This window comes from Mycetocola lacteus (assembly GCF_003667575.1).
GTDB lineage: Bacteria > Actinomycetota > Actinomycetes > Actinomycetales > Microbacteriaceae > Mycetocola > Mycetocola lacteus.
The window spans coordinates 38440-59610 of the sequence record NZ_RCUY01000009.1 but is presented as its reverse complement, the minus strand read 5'-3'; the positions used below and the strand labels follow the sequence as shown (position 1 = coordinate 59610).

16 protein-coding genes are annotated in these 21171 nt (G+C 60.2%); all 16 read right to left on the bottom strand.

The features are described 5' to 3' along the window. Positions 1–40 precede the first annotated feature (40 nt). The 16 genes from eccCa to D9V34_RS09440 all read right to left on the bottom strand — a co-directional run bounded on the left by eccCa (position 41) and on the right by D9V34_RS09440 (position 20980). A complete protein-coding gene (eccCa, locus tag D9V34_RS09510; RefSeq protein WP_121688607.1) occupies positions 41–4027 on the bottom strand; it encodes a type VII secretion protein EccCa in 3987 nt (1328 codons plus the stop codon). Beyond that, positions 4020–6011, bottom strand: a complete 1992-nt coding sequence (locus D9V34_RS09505) for an RDD family protein (protein WP_121688606.1) — start codon at positions 6009–6011, stop codon at positions 4020–4022. The genes eccCa and D9V34_RS09505 overlap by 8 nt, the downstream gene beginning before the upstream one ends. Positions 6012–6102: 91 nt before the next feature. Then, the gene (locus D9V34_RS09500) at positions 6103–7461 is read right to left on the bottom strand and encodes a hypothetical protein (protein WP_121688605.1); all 1359 of its coding nucleotides are present in this window, start codon (positions 7459–7461) and stop codon (positions 6103–6105) included. Positions 7462–7548: 87 nt separating this feature from the next. Continuing rightward, positions 7549–7953, bottom strand: a complete 405-nt coding sequence (locus D9V34_RS09495) for a hypothetical protein (RefSeq protein ID WP_121688604.1) — start codon at positions 7951–7953, stop codon at positions 7549–7551. A 58-nt stretch (positions 7954–8011) separates the two neighbouring features. Continuing rightward, positions 8012–8797 (bottom strand): hypothetical protein, encoded by a 786-nt coding sequence (locus D9V34_RS09490; RefSeq protein WP_121688603.1) that lies wholly within the window; start codon positions 8795–8797, stop codon positions 8012–8014. Continuing rightward, the gene (locus D9V34_RS17810; protein WP_183091936.1) at positions 8794–9984 is read right to left on the bottom strand and encodes a hypothetical protein; all 1191 of its coding nucleotides are present in this window, start codon (positions 9982–9984) and stop codon (positions 8794–8796) included. Before D9V34_RS17810 ends, D9V34_RS09490 begins: the two co-directional genes overlap by 4 nt. A gap of 357 nt (positions 9985–10341) precedes the next feature. After that, positions 10342–11550, bottom strand: a complete 1209-nt coding sequence (locus D9V34_RS09475; protein WP_121688601.1) for a S8 family peptidase — start codon at positions 11548–11550, stop codon at positions 10342–10344. A 30-nt stretch (positions 11551–11580) separates the two neighbouring features. Beyond that, positions 11581–11772: a hypothetical protein gene (locus tag D9V34_RS17555; RefSeq protein ID WP_147441674.1), complete on the bottom strand. Its 192-nt coding sequence runs from the start codon at positions 11770–11772 to the stop codon at positions 11581–11583. A 157-nt stretch (positions 11773–11929) separates the two neighbouring features. Next, entirely contained in the window at positions 11930–13555 is a 1626-nt protein-coding gene (locus tag D9V34_RS09470) for a S8 family peptidase (RefSeq protein ID WP_183091935.1), read from the bottom strand. Between the two features lie 4 nt (positions 13556–13559). Beyond that, positions 13560–14207, bottom strand: a complete 648-nt coding sequence (locus D9V34_RS17550; protein WP_147441673.1) for a hypothetical protein — start codon at positions 14205–14207, stop codon at positions 13560–13562. Beyond that, positions 14207–15856 carry a S8 family peptidase gene (locus D9V34_RS09465; protein WP_147441672.1) on the bottom strand — a complete coding sequence of 550 codons (1650 nt, stop codon included), beginning with the start codon at positions 15854–15856 and terminating at the stop codon, positions 14207–14209. Before D9V34_RS09465 ends, D9V34_RS17550 begins: the two co-directional genes overlap by 1 nt. 635 nt (positions 15857–16491) lie before the next feature. After that, a complete protein-coding gene (locus tag D9V34_RS17545; protein ID WP_147441671.1) occupies positions 16492–17943 on the bottom strand; it encodes a hypothetical protein in 1452 nt (483 codons plus the stop codon). Between the two features lie 31 nt (positions 17944–17974). Continuing rightward, entirely contained in the window at positions 17975–19402 is a 1428-nt protein-coding gene (locus D9V34_RS09450; RefSeq protein WP_121688596.1) for a S8 family peptidase, read from the bottom strand. Further along, positions 19403–19888 (bottom strand): hypothetical protein, encoded by a 486-nt coding sequence (locus D9V34_RS17540; protein WP_147441670.1) that lies wholly within the window; start codon positions 19886–19888, stop codon positions 19403–19405. A gap of 451 nt (positions 19889–20339) precedes the next feature. Further along, positions 20340–20633, bottom strand: coding sequence for a WXG100 family type VII secretion target (locus tag D9V34_RS09445; RefSeq protein WP_245991986.1), 294 nt, complete (start codon positions 20631–20633; stop codon positions 20340–20342). A gap of 32 nt (positions 20634–20665) precedes the next feature. After that, positions 20666–20980, bottom strand: coding sequence for a WXG100 family type VII secretion target (locus D9V34_RS09440; protein WP_121688595.1), 315 nt, complete (start codon positions 20978–20980; stop codon positions 20666–20668). Positions 20981–21171 lie beyond the last annotated feature (191 nt).

The window sequence follows — 21171 nt, the reverse complement described above, 5'->3', positions numbered from 1 at the left end:
CCCGGACCGTGTGGATCCGGGGCCTGTGACACAACGCGGGTTAGTCTTCCGCGGAGTCGGTGCTGTGAATGGACGGGGTGTGCACCAGCTGAGCGATAAAGTGGCCGCGCTCCCGGCTGACCACCTGCGCCCGACCGGGAACCGCCGGCATGGCCTTAACCTTACCGATCAGCTGACCCTCCTCGGGGTTTCCGCTGAGCAGGATGCCGGTCACCCCGAGGTCGGTCATGCCCTGCAGGATCGGGTCGTAGGCGGCACGCGAGGCACCACCCGAGCGACGGGTGACCACAACGTGCAGTCCCACATCCGCCGCCTGAGCGAGGAGCTGGGCGAGCGGTGCGGCCGGATTGCCCTGGGAGGTAGCGACCAGATCGTAGTCGTCGATCAGCACAAATCCCTCGGCACCGCTCCACCAGCTCCGGGTGCGCAGCTGCTCGGCGGTCACATCGGGTCCGGGCAGGCGGCTGCGGAAGAAGTCCACCAGCTGAGCGATCGAGTCGGTGGTCTGCTCATGTCCGGTCATGTAGGCGCCCAGATAGTCGGCGGGGATCTCGCCGAGGTTGGCCCGGCGGTAGTCGATCATAAAGATACGCGCCTTACCCGGCTCATAGCGTCGCATGATCTCGTGAATATAGCCACGCAGCATCGTTGACTTACCCGACCCCGAGTCGCCGTAGAGGAACAGGTGTGCCTCGGTCCGCGGGTCGATACCAAACGGTGACAGGGTGGACTCGTCGATACCCAGCTGGATCTGCTCCAGCTGCGCGTGTTCGTCGGCGAGAACCTGAGCCAGCGGCAGCTCCTCGGGGAGCAGTCGCAGCTTAGGACCGGGCTCACGCACCCAGGCCGAGGAGGTCTTGTTCACCAGGTCATCCACACCCTGGCTGAGTGAGCCGGAGTCGGGATCGGCGTCGATACGCGGCAACGCGGTGAGCATCTGAAGCGTGCTGGGGGCAAGACCTCGCCCGGGACGACCGGGGGTCACGTTCCCGGCGGCCTTGCGGTTGACCTCGGAGTCCACCGGGTCACCCAGCTTGAGCTCAAGTCGGGTACCCAGCAGATCCTTGAGATTTGGACGGATCTCCATCCACCTTCCGGCGGTGAGCACCACGTGCACGCCATAGCTGAGTCCGCGCGCGGCAATGAGTTGGATCGGGGTTTCCAGGGACTCATAGTCGCTGCGAATCGTGCCGATGCCGTCGATGATCAGGAAGATATCACCGTACCCGTCGTCCGCCGTGCCCGCCGCGCGCCGAGTGCGGTACGTCGAAATCGAGTCGATCCCGTTGGCGCGGAAGTACGCCTCACGAGCATCCAGCAGTGCGGTGACCTCGGCTACCGAGCGGCGCACGATGTCCGATTCGGTTCGGGTCGCCAGGCCGGCCAGGTGGGGCAGGTCGCGCATTCCGGCAAAGCTGCCACCAAAATCCAGCACAAAGAACTGAACCTCATGCGGTGTATGCCGCAGCGACAGCGCGGTCACCAGTGTGCGCGCCAGCGTACTCTTACCCGAGAGCGGTCCACCCACGATGGCCACGTGGCCCGAGGCACCGGACAGGTCCACGGTCAGGGTGTCCCGGCGCTGTTCGAGCGGCACGTCCACCAGGCCCAGCGGCACCGTGAGCGGGGTCGCCCGACGCCAGGCCGGCGAGTGCAGACCGAGCTCATAACTCACCACGAGCTCTCCGAAGAGTTCATCCAGGGTCGGCGGAATCTCCAGCGGTGGCAGCCACACCTGGTGTGCGCTCATGCCGCTCTCAGACATCTTGGCGACGGCCAGATCAAACGTGCTGCGCTTTTCGGTGGCCTCTTCGGCGCTGACCGGCACCTCGGGCTCGATCTCCTCGGGAGTTTCGGGCTCGTCGCGCAGGACCGGGGCCGCGGTGAACGGGCTGATCCGCACCGGGGTGTTGTCTGCGTTTCCCAGGGCCCGGCCGGTGTTTCCGCGCATCTTGGTGCGTGGCGGTCCGGATACGTAGGCCGCACGGAACTGCACCATCTCATCGGTATTGGCCTTGAGGTAACCGCCACCGGGCTCGCTGGGCAGGTGGTAGGCGTCGGGAACACCGAGCACGCTGCGCGATTCCGCGGCCGAGAAGGTGCGCAATCCGATGCGGTAGGACAGGTAGGTGTCGAGGCCCTTGAGGCGGTGTTCCTCGAGCCGTTGCGACGCCAGCAGCATGTGTACGTGGAGGGATCGACCCACCCGACCGATGTTGACAAACGACTCAACAAACTCCGGTTTGGCGCTGAGCAGTTCGGAGAACTCGTCGGCGACGATCATCAGCGCCGGCAGTGGGGCCAGTTCGGGACGGTCGGTGCGACGGGCCTTCTCATACTCCGTGACATTGGCAAACGGTCCGGTCGCACGCAGCAGTTCCTGACGCCGCACCACCTCGCCGGTCAGGGCGTCCTGGAAGCGGTCAACCAGGCTGATCTCATCCCCCAGGTTGGTGATGATCGCCGACACATGGGGCATATCCGCCATCCCGGCGAAGGTTGCACCACCCTTGAAGTCCACCAGCACGAAGTTCAGCTCATCCGGCGAGTGGGTGAGCGCGAGGGAGAGCACCAGGGTGCGCAGCACCTCGGACTTACCCGAACCGGTGGCACCGATCATGATGCCGTGCGGGCCCATACCCTGTTTGGCGGATTCCTTAATGTCGAGGATGAGCGGCGCACCGCCGGTGTCCTGACCGATCGGCACCCGCAGGCGGTCGCGTTCGGGCCGCAGGGCCCACGCGGCATCCAGATCCATGTCCCGCACGTCGGGCATGTTGAGCAGTTCGATGAGTTCCAGCTGACGGTTAGAGGTTCGGGTACCGACCGCACCGCCACCCTGTTCCTCGGACTGGGCCAGCGGAGAGAGTCGGCGGGCAAGAGCTTCGGCCTCGACGATACTCAGCGCGTCCTGACGCACCGAGCTGTGCTGCAGCGTTCCGGCGAGCACGTGGGTGGTGTCGCCCTCGATGCGCAGTCGGGCGATGGTGGGATCCTCGTTGGCGTCCCAGCTGTCCGGCAGGTCGATCACGGTAACACCCTGCAAACCCCCAACAAACACCGGGTCGGTTGGCGGCACGCTCGCGCCGTCCACCACCACGATCAGGTGCGGCTGCGCACCACCGGGGGCATCGGGGCTGAAGCGTGAGCGTTCGCGCACGTCCGCGGGCATCATCGAGGTGAGGGCATCCACGTCCGAGGAGATCATCCGCGCGGCGCCCAGCGCGTCGCTGGCGCGGGTCGATCGGGTGTGCGGAAGCCACTTGGCCCACTCCCACAGCGGCAAACTCTCCGGGGTCGCGACGATCACAATCTGCACGTTTTCGGGTGCCTCAAACGTCGCGATGTGCGCGATCATCGCGCGGGCCAGGCCACGCACCTGATCCTCATCATCGCCGACAACCTGCACCGAGGAAAATGCGGATAGCTCGAGCGAGTTAGGGAGATCACGCTGGGTTTCGTGGGTCAGGATGAAGCGGTGCGCGGCGGTGGTGGACACCGGATCGAGCTGCGCTACCGGCGGCAGCTCCGGAGGCTCCAGGGTCATGCACAGCGGCTGGTCGTTGGTGCCGATTCGGACCGAGAGAAAATCGGATGCCGAGGGATCACGCTCCCACACCCGGGTCCCCTCCTCGGCGAGGAAGGGAAGCACCGCGGGTTCCGGGTAGCGCCAGTTGCGCTCCTGCCGCTGCGCCTTTGCGGCCGAACGCACGGTACTGCGAAGGTCGGTGAGGTAGGCCAGGTATTCGCGGCGACTGGTCAGGGTTGCGGCGGCGCGCTGCGAACGCTGACGCCATCCGTTGACAAACACGAATCCCAGCGAGGAGAGCAGCACCATGCCGCCGGTGAGGAATCCGGTGGGGCCCGCATTGGTGATGCTGACCATGATGATGGCACCCACGCTGCCCAGCATGGGCATCATCGAGGTCAGGATCCCGGAGCCTCCGTCGGAGGGCTCCATTTCCGGCGGAGCCTGGACGGAGATGGATCCGGTCGGGACCCGGGGCGGGGCGAGACGGCTATTCATCCGATCCTCCACTGATGATTGTTGACAGGGTGAACACACGGTTTCCGATCCGCACGCGTGCACCCTGGCTGACCAGGGCGCGGCCGCCGGCGGGCAGCTGGGCGTCGTCTCCGTCGTCGTCGATGATGTGGGTTCCGTTGGTGGATCCCAGGTCGGTCACCCACACGCTCCCCCGCTGATACTCGATTCGAAGGTGTGTCTTGGAGACGGTGCCCTCGGGATCGCCGATCGCCACGACCTGGTCCAGATCGGAGGTGCGGTCGGGTTTGCGTCCGAGGATCGCGACGACCGGAATTGGCAGCTGCACACGCTGACCGGTGTCAAACACCAGCAGCAGCTCGCCCTCTCGCGGCCGCGGCACCCGAGCTCGGGGTACGGGATTACCGACCGACACCACACCCGAGGGCGGATCAGCCGACTCGCGGACAGGAGGCTCCGCTTGGGCCGCAACGCGGGGTTCCGGAGCGTTGACGGGCACCCCGGTCACCGGCGGAGTCTCCCCGGCGGGAGCCGGAGTCGCGGTCGGTGAGGGAGCAGACGGCATGGCAGACTCCGCGCCCGAGGATGCCCGGGCGGGCGCAGACGGTTCCGGCAATCCAGGTGCGGGCAATCCGGGTGCGGGCGACGCGTGCAACGCCGCGGCGCGAGCCGCGCGATCACGCTCGATGGCCGCCGCATCGGGCTGCGGCACGCCCTGGGTCGAGGGCAGCGTAATCGGCGTTGGAGCGCCCATGCCCCGAGCCGCCGCACGATGACCGGAGGACGCCCTACGCTCGGAGATGGGCGGGGCACCCTGAGCGGATGCGGGCGGCACCTCGGGCCGTGAGTCCGAGCCGTGTGGAGCGGGCGATATGACGGGCGCACCGCCTGTACCGGGAGTAGATGCTCCGACCGCTGGCTGCTGCGCCGCGGCCGACGTGCTGGACGAGGGCCGCGCGGGCACCTCCGCGTTGTGAGCAGCCAGTGCGGGCACACTGGGCGGAGTGTCCACGGGCGCGGCAGCCGCGGGAAGGGGAACGGCAGCAGGAGCCGCGGGAACAGGCGTCGCCGCTGCGGGCACTGAGGACGCAGGCGCCGAGGACGCGGGCGCGGCACCACGCTGGGCAGCCCAGCGAGACCCGGCACCGGCCACATCTGCATGAGCGGTCCCGTGCGGGGCGGGCGACGCTACGGAGGCCACGCCGTTCCCGGCACTGGGCGTCGGGATCGGCGTGGGGGTACCGAGCCCCGGGCTCGGTCGGGATGACCCGATTCCCGCGACGTCCTGAACCTCGGGTGCGGGCGGATGGTTGTGCAGCAGGTTGGTTCCCTGAGCGGGAGCGATACCCGGAGGAGGGGTCGGCGTGGCGCGAGGTGCCGCGACCTCCCAACTGTCGGTGGGTACGCTGGCGCGGTACTCACGCTCGGCCCGGGTCGGGACGGCCACCACCAGGGTGTGTCCGGCGCGGTCGGCCCAGGTCCGTCCAGCACGGCGCGGATCGAGTGCGGCCGTGGCAACGATCAACCAACCGCCGATACCGGCAACCAGGAATCCACCCAGCAGGATCACTCCCCGAATCGCTGCCGCCCGCACTCCGGGAGAGCGCGGCGCATCATCGCGTACCGTCCGCAGACGCAGGCAGGCGTTGCCGAGGGTGATGCCGGTGCGCGCCTCGATGACGCACTGTACGATGCCCAGTTCGAGGGCAACAACGGCGCCAACCAGCGCGCTTCGGGTCAGGATCGCGGCGACGGTGGCCAGAATCAGCACGGCCGCGACATCGATCGTGTATGCCAACAGACGTTTCCCCACCGATGCGGTGTGCGCCCAGGAGCGTGAGGCCCGCAGGGCGGCTTCGAGGCGGGCGTCGCCGGTGAGCCCGGGGTCGACGCTCGATCCACGACTACGAGTTCGGGTGGGCGCGGGGCCGGATTGTGGACGCGTTTGCTCGGTGGTTCCACCGCCGCCACGACGGCGGGTCTGCGAGGTGCTGGACATACTCATCCGAGATACGCTCCTTGTGGCGGGGTGAACATGCCCCGGAGCGGGAATCGGGATCCCGCGGAGCAAAGAGATATGGGCTGTGTGGCGGCCATCAGGAAAGCGCCCCCTGCAGCAGGGTCAGCGTTCCGGCTGCGAGCAGGGCGGCCACCGGGGAGAACGCCAGGGCAAAGCTTTCCGCAATGTCCCCGGTACGAGACCAGCCCAGCGAACGCGCATTGCGAGAGAAGGGGACGATCAGTGCTGCTGCGAGCAGGGCCCCCAGCAGAAGTCCGGCGGCAATCCCCAGGGCGAGCATCCCGGTGAGGTGGATAACAACAGGCACGGCCAGCACGATCAGCCCGACCATTACCGCGACCCGCGGCGGGGTGCGCTGCGCAGCCCCGGACACCCGACGTCCACCCAGGAGCAGAGCGAGCGGGATAAATACCAGTAGCGCCAGGGCCGACCATCGTTCGATCGGCGAATCACCGAGCAGCGGTTCACCGATCGCGGGCAAGCACAGGGCGGCGATCAGCGAAAAAACGAGCGTCAGGGCTCGCAGCCGAGCGAGGGCTTCAGCAACCACGTGTTCAATTTCGGGCACCGACACGGTGGGGCGGTACTCGGGCACGCGTCCGCGGACGGTCCAGCGTGCGGTCATAAACCGGCCGAAGTCGATCTGATACCCCTCATCCACCGTGAACAAGGCGCTCGGCAGGGCACGCAGGAGCAAAGGGATAAATCCGAGGGTGACCAGCGCGGTCTGGGTCACGCCGTAGCCGACCAAAATGCTGAGCCCCCACAGCACAGCGAGCCCGGCAAACACCACCACCAGGGCCGAGGCTGCGGCACGGCGCGGGGTGTCGGTGTTGATCACCATGGTCAGTGCGCATACCAGGGCAGCGGCGGCCGCCGCCGCGGCGATGGCCAGCTGGGCGGAACCGTCGAAGGTTTGTGGCACCCCGACCAGTGCGGCCAAAGCGGACAGCGCGAGCGGCGTGTAAAACGAGATTCCGAGACGACCGTGCTCGCCCATTTCGGGACGCAGCTCGGCGATAAACACACCAAGAATCGCGCCGAATCCGAGCAGGATTGCGCCCGGCATACGCAGTTGGTCCAGGCTGATTGAGAGGAGTCCCACCAGCACCGCGCATCCCAGCAGTACCCACCACGGTCCGACCCGGGCAAATCCGCGGGGCACGGCAGCCCGGCGTCGCTCACGCGCGCTCAGTGGTCGTTCGCGGGCGATGGTGTAGAGCCCACCCTCGCGCAGATCGGCAACGGGTGTGCGTACCGCTATCTCTTCTCCCCCGGGTCCAAATACTCGTCCACCGGACACCGGGTCAGAGCCAAACACCGAGAGCGCGTGTGCGAGTGTTTGCCCCAGTGGGACAACCAGGTCATGCCGACGATCCGCATCACGAACGGCAATTCGCCGCAGCGCGGGGGCAGCCTTGGTGGACTCGGTCATTCGGTTCTTTCTTTCCGGCACCCGGTTGGATGCTAGGGGTGTGTCTCCTCGGCGCTCGTGGCGTAAGTGAGGATGGGCTTGACGAATTTAGGTGAGGAGGTCCCGCAGGGTTTCAACGAGTTTTTCGCGCTCACGAGCAAGACGAGCGTTGGATTCGGCGAGTTCTTCACTTCCCTCACCCTCCTGCATTTCCTGCTGTGCCCGGCCGTAGTACTCCCCCATGGTTTTCCGCACAAAACGTGCCTCCGGGGACAGATCGATACCGTTGTAGATGTCTTCCTCGGTGGTTTGGAAGATGTCGATTCGCTGCTGCAGTACGCGCCACTCGGGTCCGAGCTCCCCGGAGCGGCGTGCCGCGATCAGCTTTTCCTTGAGCTCGGCGTTGGCCTCGCGCTCGGCTTCGATTTCCTTACGCAGCTCGTCACGCTCGCGCTGAATTGCCGCGGTTTGCTGGCGAATGTTTTCCAGTGTGGCGGCGAAGTCGTCGCTCATGATGGTCCTTTCGTCGGTGATGTCGACGTATACTCAAACGGTCTCGGGGCGCAGCGCGCTACCCGATCGGTGCCGGCTTCGTCGCGGCGGGCTGTTTGGGTGCCTTGTTGAGCACCTCGCTGGCGAGGCTGGCAACCGCGCCCACGTTGGAGGCCACGGAAGTCCAGGTGTCCAGCAACGACGTGATCGCGCTCAGCGAATTCTGGAACCCCGTCATGATGGCGATGTAGGCCTGAGCGATGCGCACCACGCTGTTGATCAGGTCGAGGATTCGAACCGACCAGTCGCACACCTTGGCAACCAGATCTGCGACTTCGATTCCGGCGGCTACCCATCCGGCAACCGGCACCGCCGCTTCGGCGGACATTCGAATGAGCTTCTGCGCGAGGATATCCAGAATGTCGAGAATCAGCCCGGCGACCTGGGAGGCATAGTCCACAAAGGCGAGGTTCAGTTCGGCTGCATTGGTGCATTGCTGCGCCAGTGGCGGGAGCTTCTCGGCGAAACTGGCCTGGGACGCTTTGAAAGCATCAAATCCCTCGCCCTCCCAGTCGTCGCCCACAACCTCGGTGAGATGCTGGGCGTTCTGCCCGAACATCTCCAGCGCCGTAGCCGTGTTTGTCCACGCGGCAGCCGCCTTATCCATGCGCTGCCAGTCACCAATAAACGGGTTGAATACCCACTCATCGAGAGGACTGAAGTTGAAGAGCTGACGGGCGATGTTATCAAACTGACCAAATATTGAGTTACCGCGCGCCTGCATCACCTTGTCCAGGGACTCCTTGGACACCGATGGGGTGGTGAGGACCGAGGCCGGATCCGCTACCGGGGTGATCGAGCTCATGCGTTGCTCCGTTCGCTGGTCCCGAGGGCCTCACGCAGGAGACTGTCGAGGTTGATGTTCACATTGACGTTGGACACCACGTTGACGTTGAGGTTGATCTCTTCGGGGTAGCCAAACCCGATGTGCGATTTCGGCGGTGCGATAATTACGACGGCCTCTCGGTTGAGCCACAGTTCCCGCAGCTCCGCATCGGTGCGCCCCAGCGGATCCTTGGCGACGATCTCGTCCCAGTTTCGTGGCAATCCCTCGTTGAGATCCACCGGCACGGCGGGGTCAACCGGCGACACAACGGCACCGGGGTCGGTAGGATCTACCGGCTCACCGAGATGTGTCGGATCTACCGGATGTGTGGGTGCACCGGGTAGTGAGACATGGTTTCCGTCGCCGCCGGCTCCCCCAGCTCCCCCGGCTCCCCCAGCTCCGCCCGATCCACCAGCACCGCCGTCTCCACCGCTGCCGCCCGAACTGTCGACACCGCCACCAGCGCCGCCGTCTCCACCGGCACCACCGGCACCACCGCTACCTCCGACGCCACCGGCTCCGCCGCCGAGAGTGGGCGGGGTGGGAGCATCCGGGAAATCGGGCAGAGTCTGGTCAACAACCGGAGGGGTATACGGCGCGGATCCGCCAGCGCCTCCAGCGCCTCCAGCGCCTCCAGCACCTCCGGCACCACCTGCGCCGCCGCTACCTCCGGCAGCTGCTGAACCCCCGGCACCGCCACCACCGGCGGCAGAGCCTCCGCCGTATCTTCCTCCGGCGGATCCGCCACCGGGATTACCCCCGCCGCCGGCACCGCCGATGGAGTTCCCGTTGCCGTTGATGGTCACCGGACCGTTAATCTGCACGCCACTGTTGCCAGAAAAATCACCGTTGATTTGCGTGCCGAGTTTGCACGTTTCATCGATGACTTTTTGTTCGTGATCGCTATAGTCCTTGAGTGCCTGCCGCAGCCCATTCTGGCTCGCGATCGCAATGTTTTTGAGCGCTTCAAAGTTTTTCAGAATCAAGTCTCGAGCCTGATTATGGTAGTTCTGCATCGGCAGCATCAGCACCCCAAACGCCCCGTCGAGTCGGCAGTGCGTCTGCAAATATCCGTAGTTTGCTTCAAGAGCCCGGGCAAAATCGCCCTGATACTGTTCCGCATCCATCAGGGTCTGCGGGACCACAACAATCTTGTTGCTTGCCATCGATACTCCTCCGTAGTGCTGGGATCGTTTTCTTGGCGTTCAGACGGTGAACACCGTGTTGTGATTGGGGAGGGAGAACCAACCATCCATATCCGAATCCCTCAGAAAGCTCCCCCGGGCGGCACGAAATTCGCACTTTCCGAAATCCCAGGCATCGCCCCACGATGAACACTGAGATCCAGACGCATAAATGCGTCTCCGCTAGCCTACCCTCTTTGCGGGGCAGAATAACGCCATCTACAGCGCAAATTTCACATCATCTCGCGCATGCTGCACATTCGTGTCTAATTGCGTCCTTGTAAACAGCTTGTGGAGGATCGCGTTGCCTCCGCTATTGAAACTGATCGATTTTATGACCTAGTTAGACTGTGACCTTCTGCGCCTTCGCGAGTAGGCGAAGATCCAAACTGCGCCGCCAAGAATGACCAAGGCTCCGACAGCGAAGGCGTAAACCAATTCCAATTGAGCGCCATTTTCTTTAGCGTTGTCGGATGTGTCTCCTGCGCTTTGGCTAGGTTGCGTCGGGGCACCTGAAATATCGGCAGTTGTGGGAAATTTGGCCCATGCACACTGTTCCATGGAAGACGGCTGCGACGTTTGGTCTTCCGCTTTACATCGAGGATCAGATGGGGCGGTGACGAACAGGGGATTTACGTCTGGGTAGCTGGACGGATCCGTCCCGAGAAAATCAGGAAGCGACACGATACCGTATCCGAAAAGCTCGTCCCATTCCAGTTTTCCAGCGTGAGAGTTGTCATCCGTAGTATGGAGGAGAGCCTGAATGAGCTGGTTCTTAGATGCTTTCGGGTATTTCTGAGCAGCCAGCGCCAATACGCCGGTGACATATGGAGTCGCAAGAGAAGTCCCGTTCTCAATAGCGGGTTTCCAGTCAGCGCCAATTGAGAGAATACCTACTCCAGGCGCACTGATTCCCATGTTTGGCCTTCCAATCGGAATCTCTTGCCTGAAACCCGCGCTCTCACCAATAACTTTCGCATCATCGCCAACCGCGTTTACAGCCAGAGTTCCGTTCCCCGCGGCGGGGAAGGCACCAATACCTATGGAGTCATCACCTGGGTTCAGCGCGGATCCCACGACTGTAACGCCTCGTTTCATCGCATCAATCATGCCCGCTTTAAATGTCAGATACTGCCCGGCCAACGAGACTGAAACAAAATCTGCTCCAGATGATGCCGCAGCATTCATCGCGCTTTCCCAGGAGTCGCCGCTGAATTCGCCATCAGCATTCTTCTCAGAAGGACAAACCTTAGACTTGCCCTCAGCTTCTTCTTGTTTCGAAGTGACCGGACCCGTCGCAAAAAAATCGATTTGTGCATCAGGAGCAACTCCCTGAGCGCCAGGGCCGCCATCCGACGACTGGCCGTTCCCGACAAGCATCGCTACAACGCTAGTTCCATGCTGAGAGATCAGGGGATCCGTTGAATCTGCGGGTATGGGAGCTCCCGAGCCTTGGTCCAGACAAAATCCTCCGTGAACCTTGATGTTTGCGCCCTGCAGCTCGGCAGCACGTGAATTGATTCCATCATCAACTACCGCAATGCGGATTCCTTTTCCGCTGAGGCCCTCCGAGTGTGCCTACGCCACGCCAGTTTTGTTCAAATACCAGAGTCCTTGGGCTTGAGCTTCGTTGGTAGAAGGCATCGCGAAAACTGAATCCTGCTGAGTTGCCGCTGAACCAATAACCATCGCCGTGGTAAAGAAGGCCGCCAATACCGTCATACCAATTCGCCGACGACCAATCGAGAGGCTTTGAATTTTAACCCTCACTCGGACGTACCTCTAGTTTCTCTGAGCACGTGCCTTTTCGACCTGATCCACTGTGAGTGGGCTTTGTCTCGGCGTTTAGCCAGGGTTGGCGCAGCCCAACTCCTACCGGAAGCAAGTTCCACAAGCTTCTTTTCAGCTTCCCCCTGCTGAGCCATTTTTATTCAGCCTCCTTTTTGCGCTCATCGTTATGAGTAATGTTTTGACTGCTGTCATCTCGGACAGGCTGTCCCACCTGATTCGGTGAGCCCCAGTTCTGAGGTGCCTGAGGCAGATGCCTAGAATCAGAGCCATTCTGCATGCCCAACCGGCTCCCCTGCTCATGCGGCATAACGTGATGAGAATTACTCTGACGGCTTGCTTCTGCGAGTTTCGCCCTGCGATTGCGGACGATAAGGACCGGAACAAGTACCCCAGCAGCGGCAATGACCACGATTCCAAACACGGCACCAAGAATCACCCAGGGCAATGGCATCCCCATAGCGTTTTCACCAGGTAGCGGCGATTGGGTCGAAGGCCGCGCCGAAGCACTGGCCGCTTTGACTTCTTCAAGAGTCGGATTCTGAGCCCACCGGCACTTCTCCATCGTGGTCGGCTGGGTCGATGAGCGCGGCCACATACAGCGAGGGTCACTGGGATCGTTCACAAATAGCGGGTTTTCATCCGGAAACGAAGACGGATCCCGGCTCAACAGATCAGGTAACGAGGCAATACCGTAGCCAAGATCACTCTCCCAGGAGAGAGCACCATCACGCAGAGACCTATCCGTAGTGTTAATCAGGGACTGCAACAACTGATTGTGGGTCGCCTTCGGATATTTTTGAGACGCTAACGCCAGCGCACCGGTTACCAGCGGTGTCGCATACGACGTACCATGCTCAATCGTGGGCTGCCACTGCGCATCCATCGATAGAATTCGCACGCCGGGAGCCCCCACGGCCGTGTTTCCACTACCCACTTGCAAACCACCGCCAAAACCATCGCTCTGGCCAATGACCTTATTGTCCCGCCCAACGGCATTAACCGACACAGTACCGTTTCCCGCGGCAGGAAAATCCCCCACCCCACTCGAATCGTTCCCGGGATTTCGTGCCGAGGCCACCACCGTAACCCCTCGACTCGCAGCTTGAGTCAAGCCGTCTATGAATGAGAGGCCAGAGCCAGCGAGCGAAACAGACACAAACGACGCGCCTGAGTCCACAGCGTCGTTCATCGCATCTTCCCACGAGTCGCCGGTGAAGGTTCCATCATCATCGCGACCCGTCGGACAGATCTGGTCCCACCCCGCAGCTTCCTGCTCTTTAGAAACAATCGGTCCTGCGGCATAGAAATCGATTTGAGCATCAGGAACAATACCTACTGTTCCCGGCCCCCCGTCAGATGCACGGCCATTTCCGACAAGCATCGCCACCACACTTGTACCATGCTGAGAAATCGAACCATCAGTAGAGTCGGCCGGTATCGGTTTCCCCGTATCCTGGTTCAGGCAGTAGTTGCCGTGAACAGTAATGTTCGCCCCCTGAAGCTCCGCAGCCTTCAGATTGATCCCATCATCAACAACCGCGATCCGGATGCCTTTACCCGTCAACCCCTCGGCTTTCGCCGCAGGAATCCCCATCGCGTCCACATACCACAAGCCAGCGGTACGTTGGTCAGAGGACGGAGCGGTGGCGTGCGCGGGAAGCGAAACCCCAACCACCAAAGCTGCAACCGCTCCTGCGGCCGCCAAGCCCTTGCCCAGGTACCCGTAGGCGTGTGAATGCTCGCGGCGCTTACGTGAATGCATTCGATTAGTTCCCATCTCGTCCGCAGACATTCGGGCCGCCCCAAGGAAGTGTCGCAGTCCGAGGTGGCCGAGATTCCGATCCTTCGGTAATCCCAAAGTCGCTTTTACCAAATCGCTCATTCAGAGCGATATGCTCCGTGCGACGCTCGACAAGGGAATTCGCGGCGCGATCTATTTTGGATTCGATTTTCGATAGCTCAGCTTGCGCAACCCTATTTCGTTCCTCGGAAAGTTGATTCGCGAAAAGTGCGATTGTCGCCATCGTGAGAAGCCCGCCTCCGATAGGGTTCACGATCGTCGCACCTTGAAGTACCGCGCGGAGTGTGGAATCAGGAATTGCATCCTTGGGGAGCTTCTTCAGAGCAGACTCAGCAGACGCTCTGCGCTCCAAGTCATCCTGATCGATGGCTTTTTCAATATCTGCACACTGTTGTTCTAGAGTGGCAATCGTTTCCACGAGAACAGATGCCGCGGCTCGTGCAGCTTCCGAAGATTCTCCATTCCAAGAACCGAAAAGATCGATGCCCCGCGTGACAAGTTGGCCCCGCGCCTCGAGAAGTTTTCCCCGAAGTATCGCAAGGTTTGGTGCTACCCAGCTTTTACCCTGAACAAAATCCTTTAGTTGTGCTTCAGCGTCCCCCTGATTGGCCATTACTCCTCGTTTCGTTCAGTTTTTCGGGTTGAATCTGGGGCATCTGACAGAGTGTTTGTTCCCTGTCCATGCGCTGGCCTAATTGGTGCCGAACCCGGGTGGATAGGTGCTTTCTGAACACCAGCATTTTTGGGATCTCCAGCGCCAGGTCCTGTCACCGGATAGTTGGGACCTGTTTGCTGAAGACCAGCACCTTCGACCTGTACAAATGTCGCACTACGTCGTCGGCGGCGGCGAACTAACATAGGGATCGAGACACCAGCTGCGACCAAAACAACGATCCCTGCACCGATAGCAGATATCAGGGTTAGAAAGCCAGACGATTGACTCTTTTTCGTGTTGTCTTCAGGCTTTGCGATCGGGTTGGACGAGGACTTAGCGTCCTTGATCTCTTGAGCTGTCGGATACTGCGCCCATCGGCATTTTTCCATAGTTGTCGGTTGAGCTGAGGAACGTGGCCCCTTGCAACGAGGATCGCTTGGATCATCGACGAATATCGGGTTCACATCCGGAAATCCGGAGGGATCTCGGCTCAGCATCTCGGGCAGTGAAGCAATTCCATAGCCAAGGTCGTTCTCCCACGACAACGCTCCGTCACGAAGACTCTTGTCCGTGGTGTTAATAAGCGACTGCAAGAGCTGGTTATGCGTAGCTTTCGGATATTTCTGCGACGTCAACACCAACGCGCCTGTGAGCAACGGTGCAGCATAAGAGGTCCCATGCTCAATCGTAGGTTGCCATTGTGCATTCATGGACAAGATTCGCACTCCAGGAGCCCCCACGGTCATGTTTCCATTGCCAACCTGTAAGCCACCGCCAAACCCATCGCTACGTCCAATGACTTTATTGTCACGACCGACGGCGTTGACTGCCACCGTTCCGTTGCCCGCTGCGGGAAAAGCACCGACTCCAAGAGAATCATTCCCAGGGTTCAAAGCAGATGCAACTACTGTTACTCCAAGTCGCCCGGCGTCAACAAGCCCTTGTTTGAAAGTGGTCACCGAGCCGGCAAGGGAGACGGAAACAAATGACGCCCCTGAAGAAACCGCATCATTCATTGCGTTTCTCCATGCATCGCCGCTGAAAGCCCCATCGCTTCCTTGGCTGGAAGGACAAATCTTATCCCAGCCGGCCGCCTCTTGTTCTTCAGTGACGAGTGGGCCTGCAGCGTAAAAATCAATTTGAGCATCAGGCACAATTCCTACGGTTCCAAGCCCACCATCAGACGCACGACCGTTTCCCACAAGCATGGCCACGACACTCGTGCCATGCTGCGAAATCGCACCATCCGGGGAATCTGCCGGTATCGGCTTACCTGTGTCTTGATTTAAGCAGTAGTTCCCATGAACGTTAATGTTCGCACCTTGTAGCTCTGAGGCTTGGAGATTGATGCCATCGTCCACTACTGCTATACGCATGCCCTTGCCAGTCAGCCCCTCGGCTTTCGCTGCAGGAATTCCCAATGCATCTACATACCAAAGTGCTGCCGTACGCTCCTCCCCAGATGGGGAAGCTGCGTGTGCAGCCATTGGAGGTACAGAAAGCAAAGCAACGGTCAAGGCCGTGGTCACGAAACCTTTCACCTGGATCGACGCTTGGAGACGCTTAATATATTCTCTTTTTGGATGCATTCCGCTGGATACTTTCACTCAGAGTCGGTATTTGACGAGGAACCCTTAGTTTCAGAAGGTTCTGAAAAGCTTGCCTTCTCGGTATTTTCAAGTTCTAAGAAAAACTGTCGGCTCGTCTCTTCTGCCGCGTTGTCTGTGGCTCGAATTGCGGCGATTGCTGCAGTAGCATTTCCTGAGAAACAACTGATCCTCTCGACAAGCTGGTCTACCTGTGCACTTAGCTGGGCTAAGACCACGCTCATGGCTTCTCGATAATCCTTCGCTTTGCCGACGCTCACTCCCGAGTGCTCGCTAATTGAATCGCTATCTAATGGATCAGTGACAACATCGGCGACTTGCTTCGCAGTAGTTTCCGAATAATTAGGTATCCCCGGATTCCCGTTCCGGAGTTACTTCAGAGACTCACATAATGAGGCCGGCTCCACCAACCCGTTCGGGGTGACCCGAGCCGGGACGCACCCGCATCCCGGCCCGGGATCACGGCACCAGCGAGCCCGCGAAACGCCCAGCGGCACGCTTGTCCGTCTGGGCGCAGGTCTGAGCAATCTGATCGATACTCGATAAGAAACACCCAACGGCCCGAAGCACTCCCTCACTTCCAACAAATCGGCCGCCGGAAACGTAATACCACAACGCTCCAGGCGGCCGATCCATCACTGCTCCGCAGGCTTCTTCTTCACACGCTTGCCCGGCCCCGCGGCAAGAGATGCCGGACCTCGCTCGGGATCCTCCTCAAACTTCGGCGCAATATATCCCCCAGAACCAGAACGCTTCTTCTCGGCATTCGCGCCGCCAGCACCCTGACCGCCACCGAGAAGACCGCTCCCCCCAGGACGCCCGGCACCTGCTGATGCCCCAGCTGCCTTGCCCGCCGCACTAGCACCGGCAGAACCAGAACCGGCCCCCGCTGCACCATTCCCGCCAAGAAGCCCGCCACTACCGGAAACACCGGCACCACCGCCAAGCCCACCAACGCCACCGCCCACACCGGCGACACCACCAGCACCTAACGCACCGCCACTGCCCCCGGCAAGTTTTGCTCCGGCAGCCAAACCAACAGCACCAGCAAGACCACCACGCAACCCCACACCAGGACCACCGCCAATTCCGTTCAGCGACGAATCCTGACTCGGCCCACGACCAACATCAACGCCAGGACCCCCGATACCACCACCAGGCCCGTTACCGTTACCACCGCCGCCCGGTATCGGGCGAACATCCGAACCGCCCGAAATCGGAGGCCTCGACGGGTTTTCTTGGCTGCTCCCTCCGCCAGCGGGGCGAGAGCCTGCTCCAGATTCAGCCGAACCAGAGCCATTTTCAGAACCACTTGTTACAATTCCGGCATGCCCCGGTATGCCAATATTAAGGCTTCCGGCACCATTACCGTTGACACCGCTTAAGGAATCACGACTACCGTCAGGTGTCCACGGTGCCGGGAACCGCCGTCCAATAGGTTGACTAGATTCTGGTCCAGCACCTTCGCCCTGAGGGTCAAAATTCTCATTGAGAGACACATGCTCCGTCTTTAACGTAACCAGGTCATCGGCAGACGATTGGATGACTTTCGCAAGCTTCCGAAGCTCGCGCTTTGCTGCCTCGTCACGTTGGTTTGCCAGATAGGCATCCAATAAACCCTTCGTCGCAAACGTGATCAGTCCGCCGGTTAGCGGAGACGCAATGCTTGCGCCCTGAGCAAGCGCCCGCAAAGTGGGATCGGATATTTCCCCATCAGGTAGACGACCTAAGGCTGCTTCACCATTGTCTTGTCTCCGAATGTTATCTGATTCGATTGCCGTTTCAATACCTTGGCAGTAAGCCTCGATTGTTGCGACGTAATCTATTAGATTTGAGGCTTCTACCCGCGCAGCGGCAGCCGCCTCTCCAGTCCAATTAGAAAAGAGTTCACGAGATTGCGATGTAAAAGTAGATCGGGACATCTCCAGAGTCGTGCGGAGTTTGCGCAAGCCTGGTGCAAACCAGTCCCGCCCAGTCGCCAACTCTCGAAGTGTCCGCTCGGATTCCCCCTGCGTTCCCATGACCATCTTCCTTTCTAACTTAACTCTTATCTGCCGAATACCTACACATAGTGAAACTGAGTTCACCGGGCCATACGACTACGAAGCCATGTCTAATTCATAGGTGATTAGGTTTTCTGGCCCTGCGTCGCACAAGAATCACAATGATTGCGGTTGCGACGAGAATTGCAGCGACAACCCCTGAGACGACTGCTACAGCAAGCCAGGCCGGGAAAACAGCGCCTGTTTGCGCATCAGGAGCGATGCTAGGTTTGCTCGATGTTGGCGTTGCTTTCGCTACGTCTTGAGGGCTCGGAACCCGAGCCCAGTTACAATCTGAAACGGATGAAGGAGACACCGACTCGTCCGGTGCCTTGCAGCGAGGGTCATCAGCACTCGAAATAAAAAGCGGATTTTCATTCGGGTATGTACTTGGATCCGACTTCAGCATGTCTGCTACAGAGACGATGCCGTAACCGTAACGGTTATCCCATTGCAACGCCCCTTGCCGCTTGTTTTGGTCTGTTGTATGAATAAGCGCCTGTACGGCTTGATATAACGTGGCGTCTGGGTATTTTTCTTTCACTAATGCCAAAGCACCTGCAATCAGCGGCGTCGCGTAGGAAGTGCCATGCTCGATAGTAGGTCCCCAATCGGGACCAACCGAGAGTATGCGAACCCCCGGCGCGCTAACAGCCATGTTTGTCGCACTCGCAGGTACCATCTGCTCGTAGCCCGCGCTCGTCCCGATCACGTTCGAATCGCTGCCCACCGCGTTTACCGCAACCGTGCCGTTGCCAGCTGCCGGAAATCCTCCTGCGCCTAGTGAATCTGTCCCAGGATTATCGGCCGAGCCCACAACGACTACGCCACGGCTCGCTGCCTCAGCCAGTGACTTATCCATAAAGCCCACAGCTCCTGACATCGAAATCGACACTATTCCAGCCCCAGACCTTACTGCATCCTGGATTGCAGGCTCCCACGAGTTTCCTGAGAACGAACCATCTTGATCGCGATTGCTAGGACATGCTTGGTTTTTACCTATGTCGAAAGGTCCACTTGCCGGTACAGGTCCAGTTGCATAGAAATCGATTTTCGCGTCTGGCACGATGCCTGTTGCGCCGAGCCCTCCATCGCGAGACTTTCCATTTCCAACTAGGGCGGCGACAACGCTCGTACCATGTTGTGAATTGGCAGCAATTTCAGAATCCGCTGGAACTTCCTTGCCAGTATCCCTATCAAGGCAATATCCACCGTGAACCGTTATGTCAGCACCCTGTAGCTCCGAAGCTTTAAGGTTAATACCATCGTCAACCACAGCGATTCTGATGCCTTTACCCGTTAGCCCCTCCTGCTTCGCCAAGGGCATGCTCATCGCCTCCAAGTACCACAACCCTGCGGCCCGATCAGAGTCATCCAAAACGGATGTGGGAGCAGCTGAAGCTGAATCCGCACCACTGACGAGCCCCGCTGACAGGGTCGTCACCGAACAAAACGCAGCCAGCCCGAGGGCAATTCCACGAAGTCTGACATTCGATTTTTTCATCTACTCGTTTTCCGTTTCCGTGCCAGCGGAACCGATCGCTCGTCCTGCACCTGCATTAGATCCAGACGAAGGAATGCTTCGATTTGACGATGATTTCGCAAGAGGCAAGGTTGACCCGGCGCTTCCGGTCGATTCACTCATTGTTGAAAAGAGCTGCCGCGCACGTTCTTCGGCATCAGCATCAGCATCTTGAAGGGCAGAGATGGCCCCTTCAACGTTCTTAGAGAACTTCTCAAATTCACTCGCCGAATTACTCACGGCATTGGCCACTCTGTGCAGCACTTCATCCATGGCGTTACGATATCGTCTTGCGACGTCTACGCTGACGCCACTGTGCTCAACTATCTCGCCGATGCTTGGTAGGTCATCGAGGATCTTAACCAATTGGGCGCTCAATGCTTTGCTGTCGACGCCGACTGAAATCTCTGTGTTGTCCAACATCTCCCCTTTCATATTGGTCAACGCGCCTTCGACGAAACTGACCACAAACAATTGCTCACCGACAACTACACGTACATGGCGAGGCCGTCTCTCCAGGCTGCTTGCGCTGCCGACTAAACTTCACGAGTCATTCTTGGTTCCGCAAACCTGCGCTTGCCCCTGAATTCATTAGTTACTTCTCATCATCCTCGGAGCCCGGGAATGAGTTAGGGAAAGCGATAAAGCCACTTTGGTTTGAAAAGATTTCTACTTTTCTAGTTCGAATTCTTGATCCGATTATCATTACGGCAAAGCTCCACTACGGCGAAGCTCAACCGTCACACCTTCACCGGCCACACCAGCCCCGAGAAATGAATGCACACCTAAATTTGGTAACCGCGGAGTCACGCCCCGGAGTCACTTCAGAGGCCGACACTTAGATGCCAACTCCACCACCCCGCCCGGGGTGTCCCGAGCCGGAACGCACGCGCGTCCCGGCCCGAGAACACGGTGCCAGTTAGCCGGCGAACCGCCCGGCTGCACTCTTGTCCGTCTGAGTGTAGGTCTGAGCAATCTGATCGGTGCTCGACGAGATACGCTCCAACAGCTGCTGCATCTCGGTCAACGACGCATTCCAACGACGCTGCGCGTCATCGTAAGCGTTCTGAGCCTCACCACTCCAGGACGCACGAAGACGACCCACCTCGGACTCGAGACGGTCGAGCTCGGACTTAATGCCCTGAGCACCACCACGGATCTGCTGCGACAATGCTCCGACCTGCGCGGTCTGGACCGACATTGATTCCATCATGAGATTTTCTCCTTATCGTCTCAGAACCGGGCTTAGCCGGCCATCATCGCACCCAGACCAGAAATGGTCTGCTGGTGCTGCTCTTCGGTAGCCGCCTGGTCACGCTCGGTACCAGCCAGAGCGTTCTCCAACGTGACCAGAACATTGTTGAGGTTACGAGCTTCCTCGTCCCAACGGTTCATCATCGTGGTGAACGAGGTGGCCGCGGCACCGGTCCAAAAACCGCGCAGCTGCTCAATCTCGCCACGAACCTTCTTCACCTGCTGGTCAATTCCAGACTTCGCGGTGTTTACAGCCTGCGCTCCGCGGCGCAGGGCTCCTTCTTCTGCGGAGATGGTTTCAGCCATCTTTGCCTCCTTCGTAGATTTTTCGAATGGATTCGATGACCGAAGAAGCAACGAGAATTACCCCCCTCCATCCAGGCCTGAATTCCCTCTCAAAGCCCAAATGGTCCCGCCATCTCCCAACAGCCTACATAAAAAAAGTCCCCCGAAAGCACCACACATTGGATATTCTTTTCGTCCCGCGTTCAGGGGTG

Excerpts from the sequence above, each read along its gene's own strand:
- D9V34_RS09440 (WP_121688595.1), bottom strand. The coding sequence starts at position 20,980 with ATGGCTGAAACCATCTCCGCAGAAGAAGGAGCCCTGCGCCGCGGAGCG.
- D9V34_RS17810 (WP_183091936.1), bottom strand. The coding sequence starts at position 9,984 with ATGGCAAGCAACAAGATTGTTGTGGTCCCGCAGACCCTGATGGATGCG.
- D9V34_RS17550 (WP_147441673.1), bottom strand. The coding sequence starts at position 14,207 with ATGGCCAATCAGGGGGACGCTGAAGCACAACTAAAGGATTTTGTTCAG.
- D9V34_RS09445 (WP_245991986.1), bottom strand. The coding sequence starts at position 20,633 with ATGATGGAATCAATGTCGGTCCAGACCGCGCAGGTCGGAGCATTGTCG.
- D9V34_RS09500 (WP_121688605.1), bottom strand. The coding sequence starts at position 7,461 with ATGACCGAGTCCACCAAGGCTGCCCCCGCGCTGCGGCGAATTGCCGTT.
- D9V34_RS09505 (WP_121688606.1), bottom strand. The coding sequence starts at position 6,011 with ATGAGTATGTCCAGCACCTCGCAGACCCGCCGTCGTGGCGGCGGTGGA.
- D9V34_RS09495 (WP_121688604.1), bottom strand. The coding sequence starts at position 7,953 with ATGAGCGACGACTTCGCCGCCACACTGGAAAACATTCGCCAGCAAACC.
- eccCa (WP_121688607.1), bottom strand. The coding sequence starts at position 4,027 with ATGAATAGCCGTCTCGCCCCGCCCCGGGTCCCGACCGGATCCATCTCC.
- D9V34_RS09490 (WP_121688603.1), bottom strand. The coding sequence starts at position 8,797 with ATGAGCTCGATCACCCCGGTAGCGGATCCGGCCTCGGTCCTCACCACC.
- D9V34_RS09450 (WP_121688596.1), bottom strand. The coding sequence starts at position 19,402 with ATGAAAAAATCGAATGTCAGACTTCGTGGAATTGCCCTCGGGCTGGCT.
- D9V34_RS09470 (WP_183091935.1), bottom strand. The coding sequence starts at position 13,555 with ATGCATTCACGTAAGCGCCGCGAGCATTCACACGCCTACGGGTACCTG.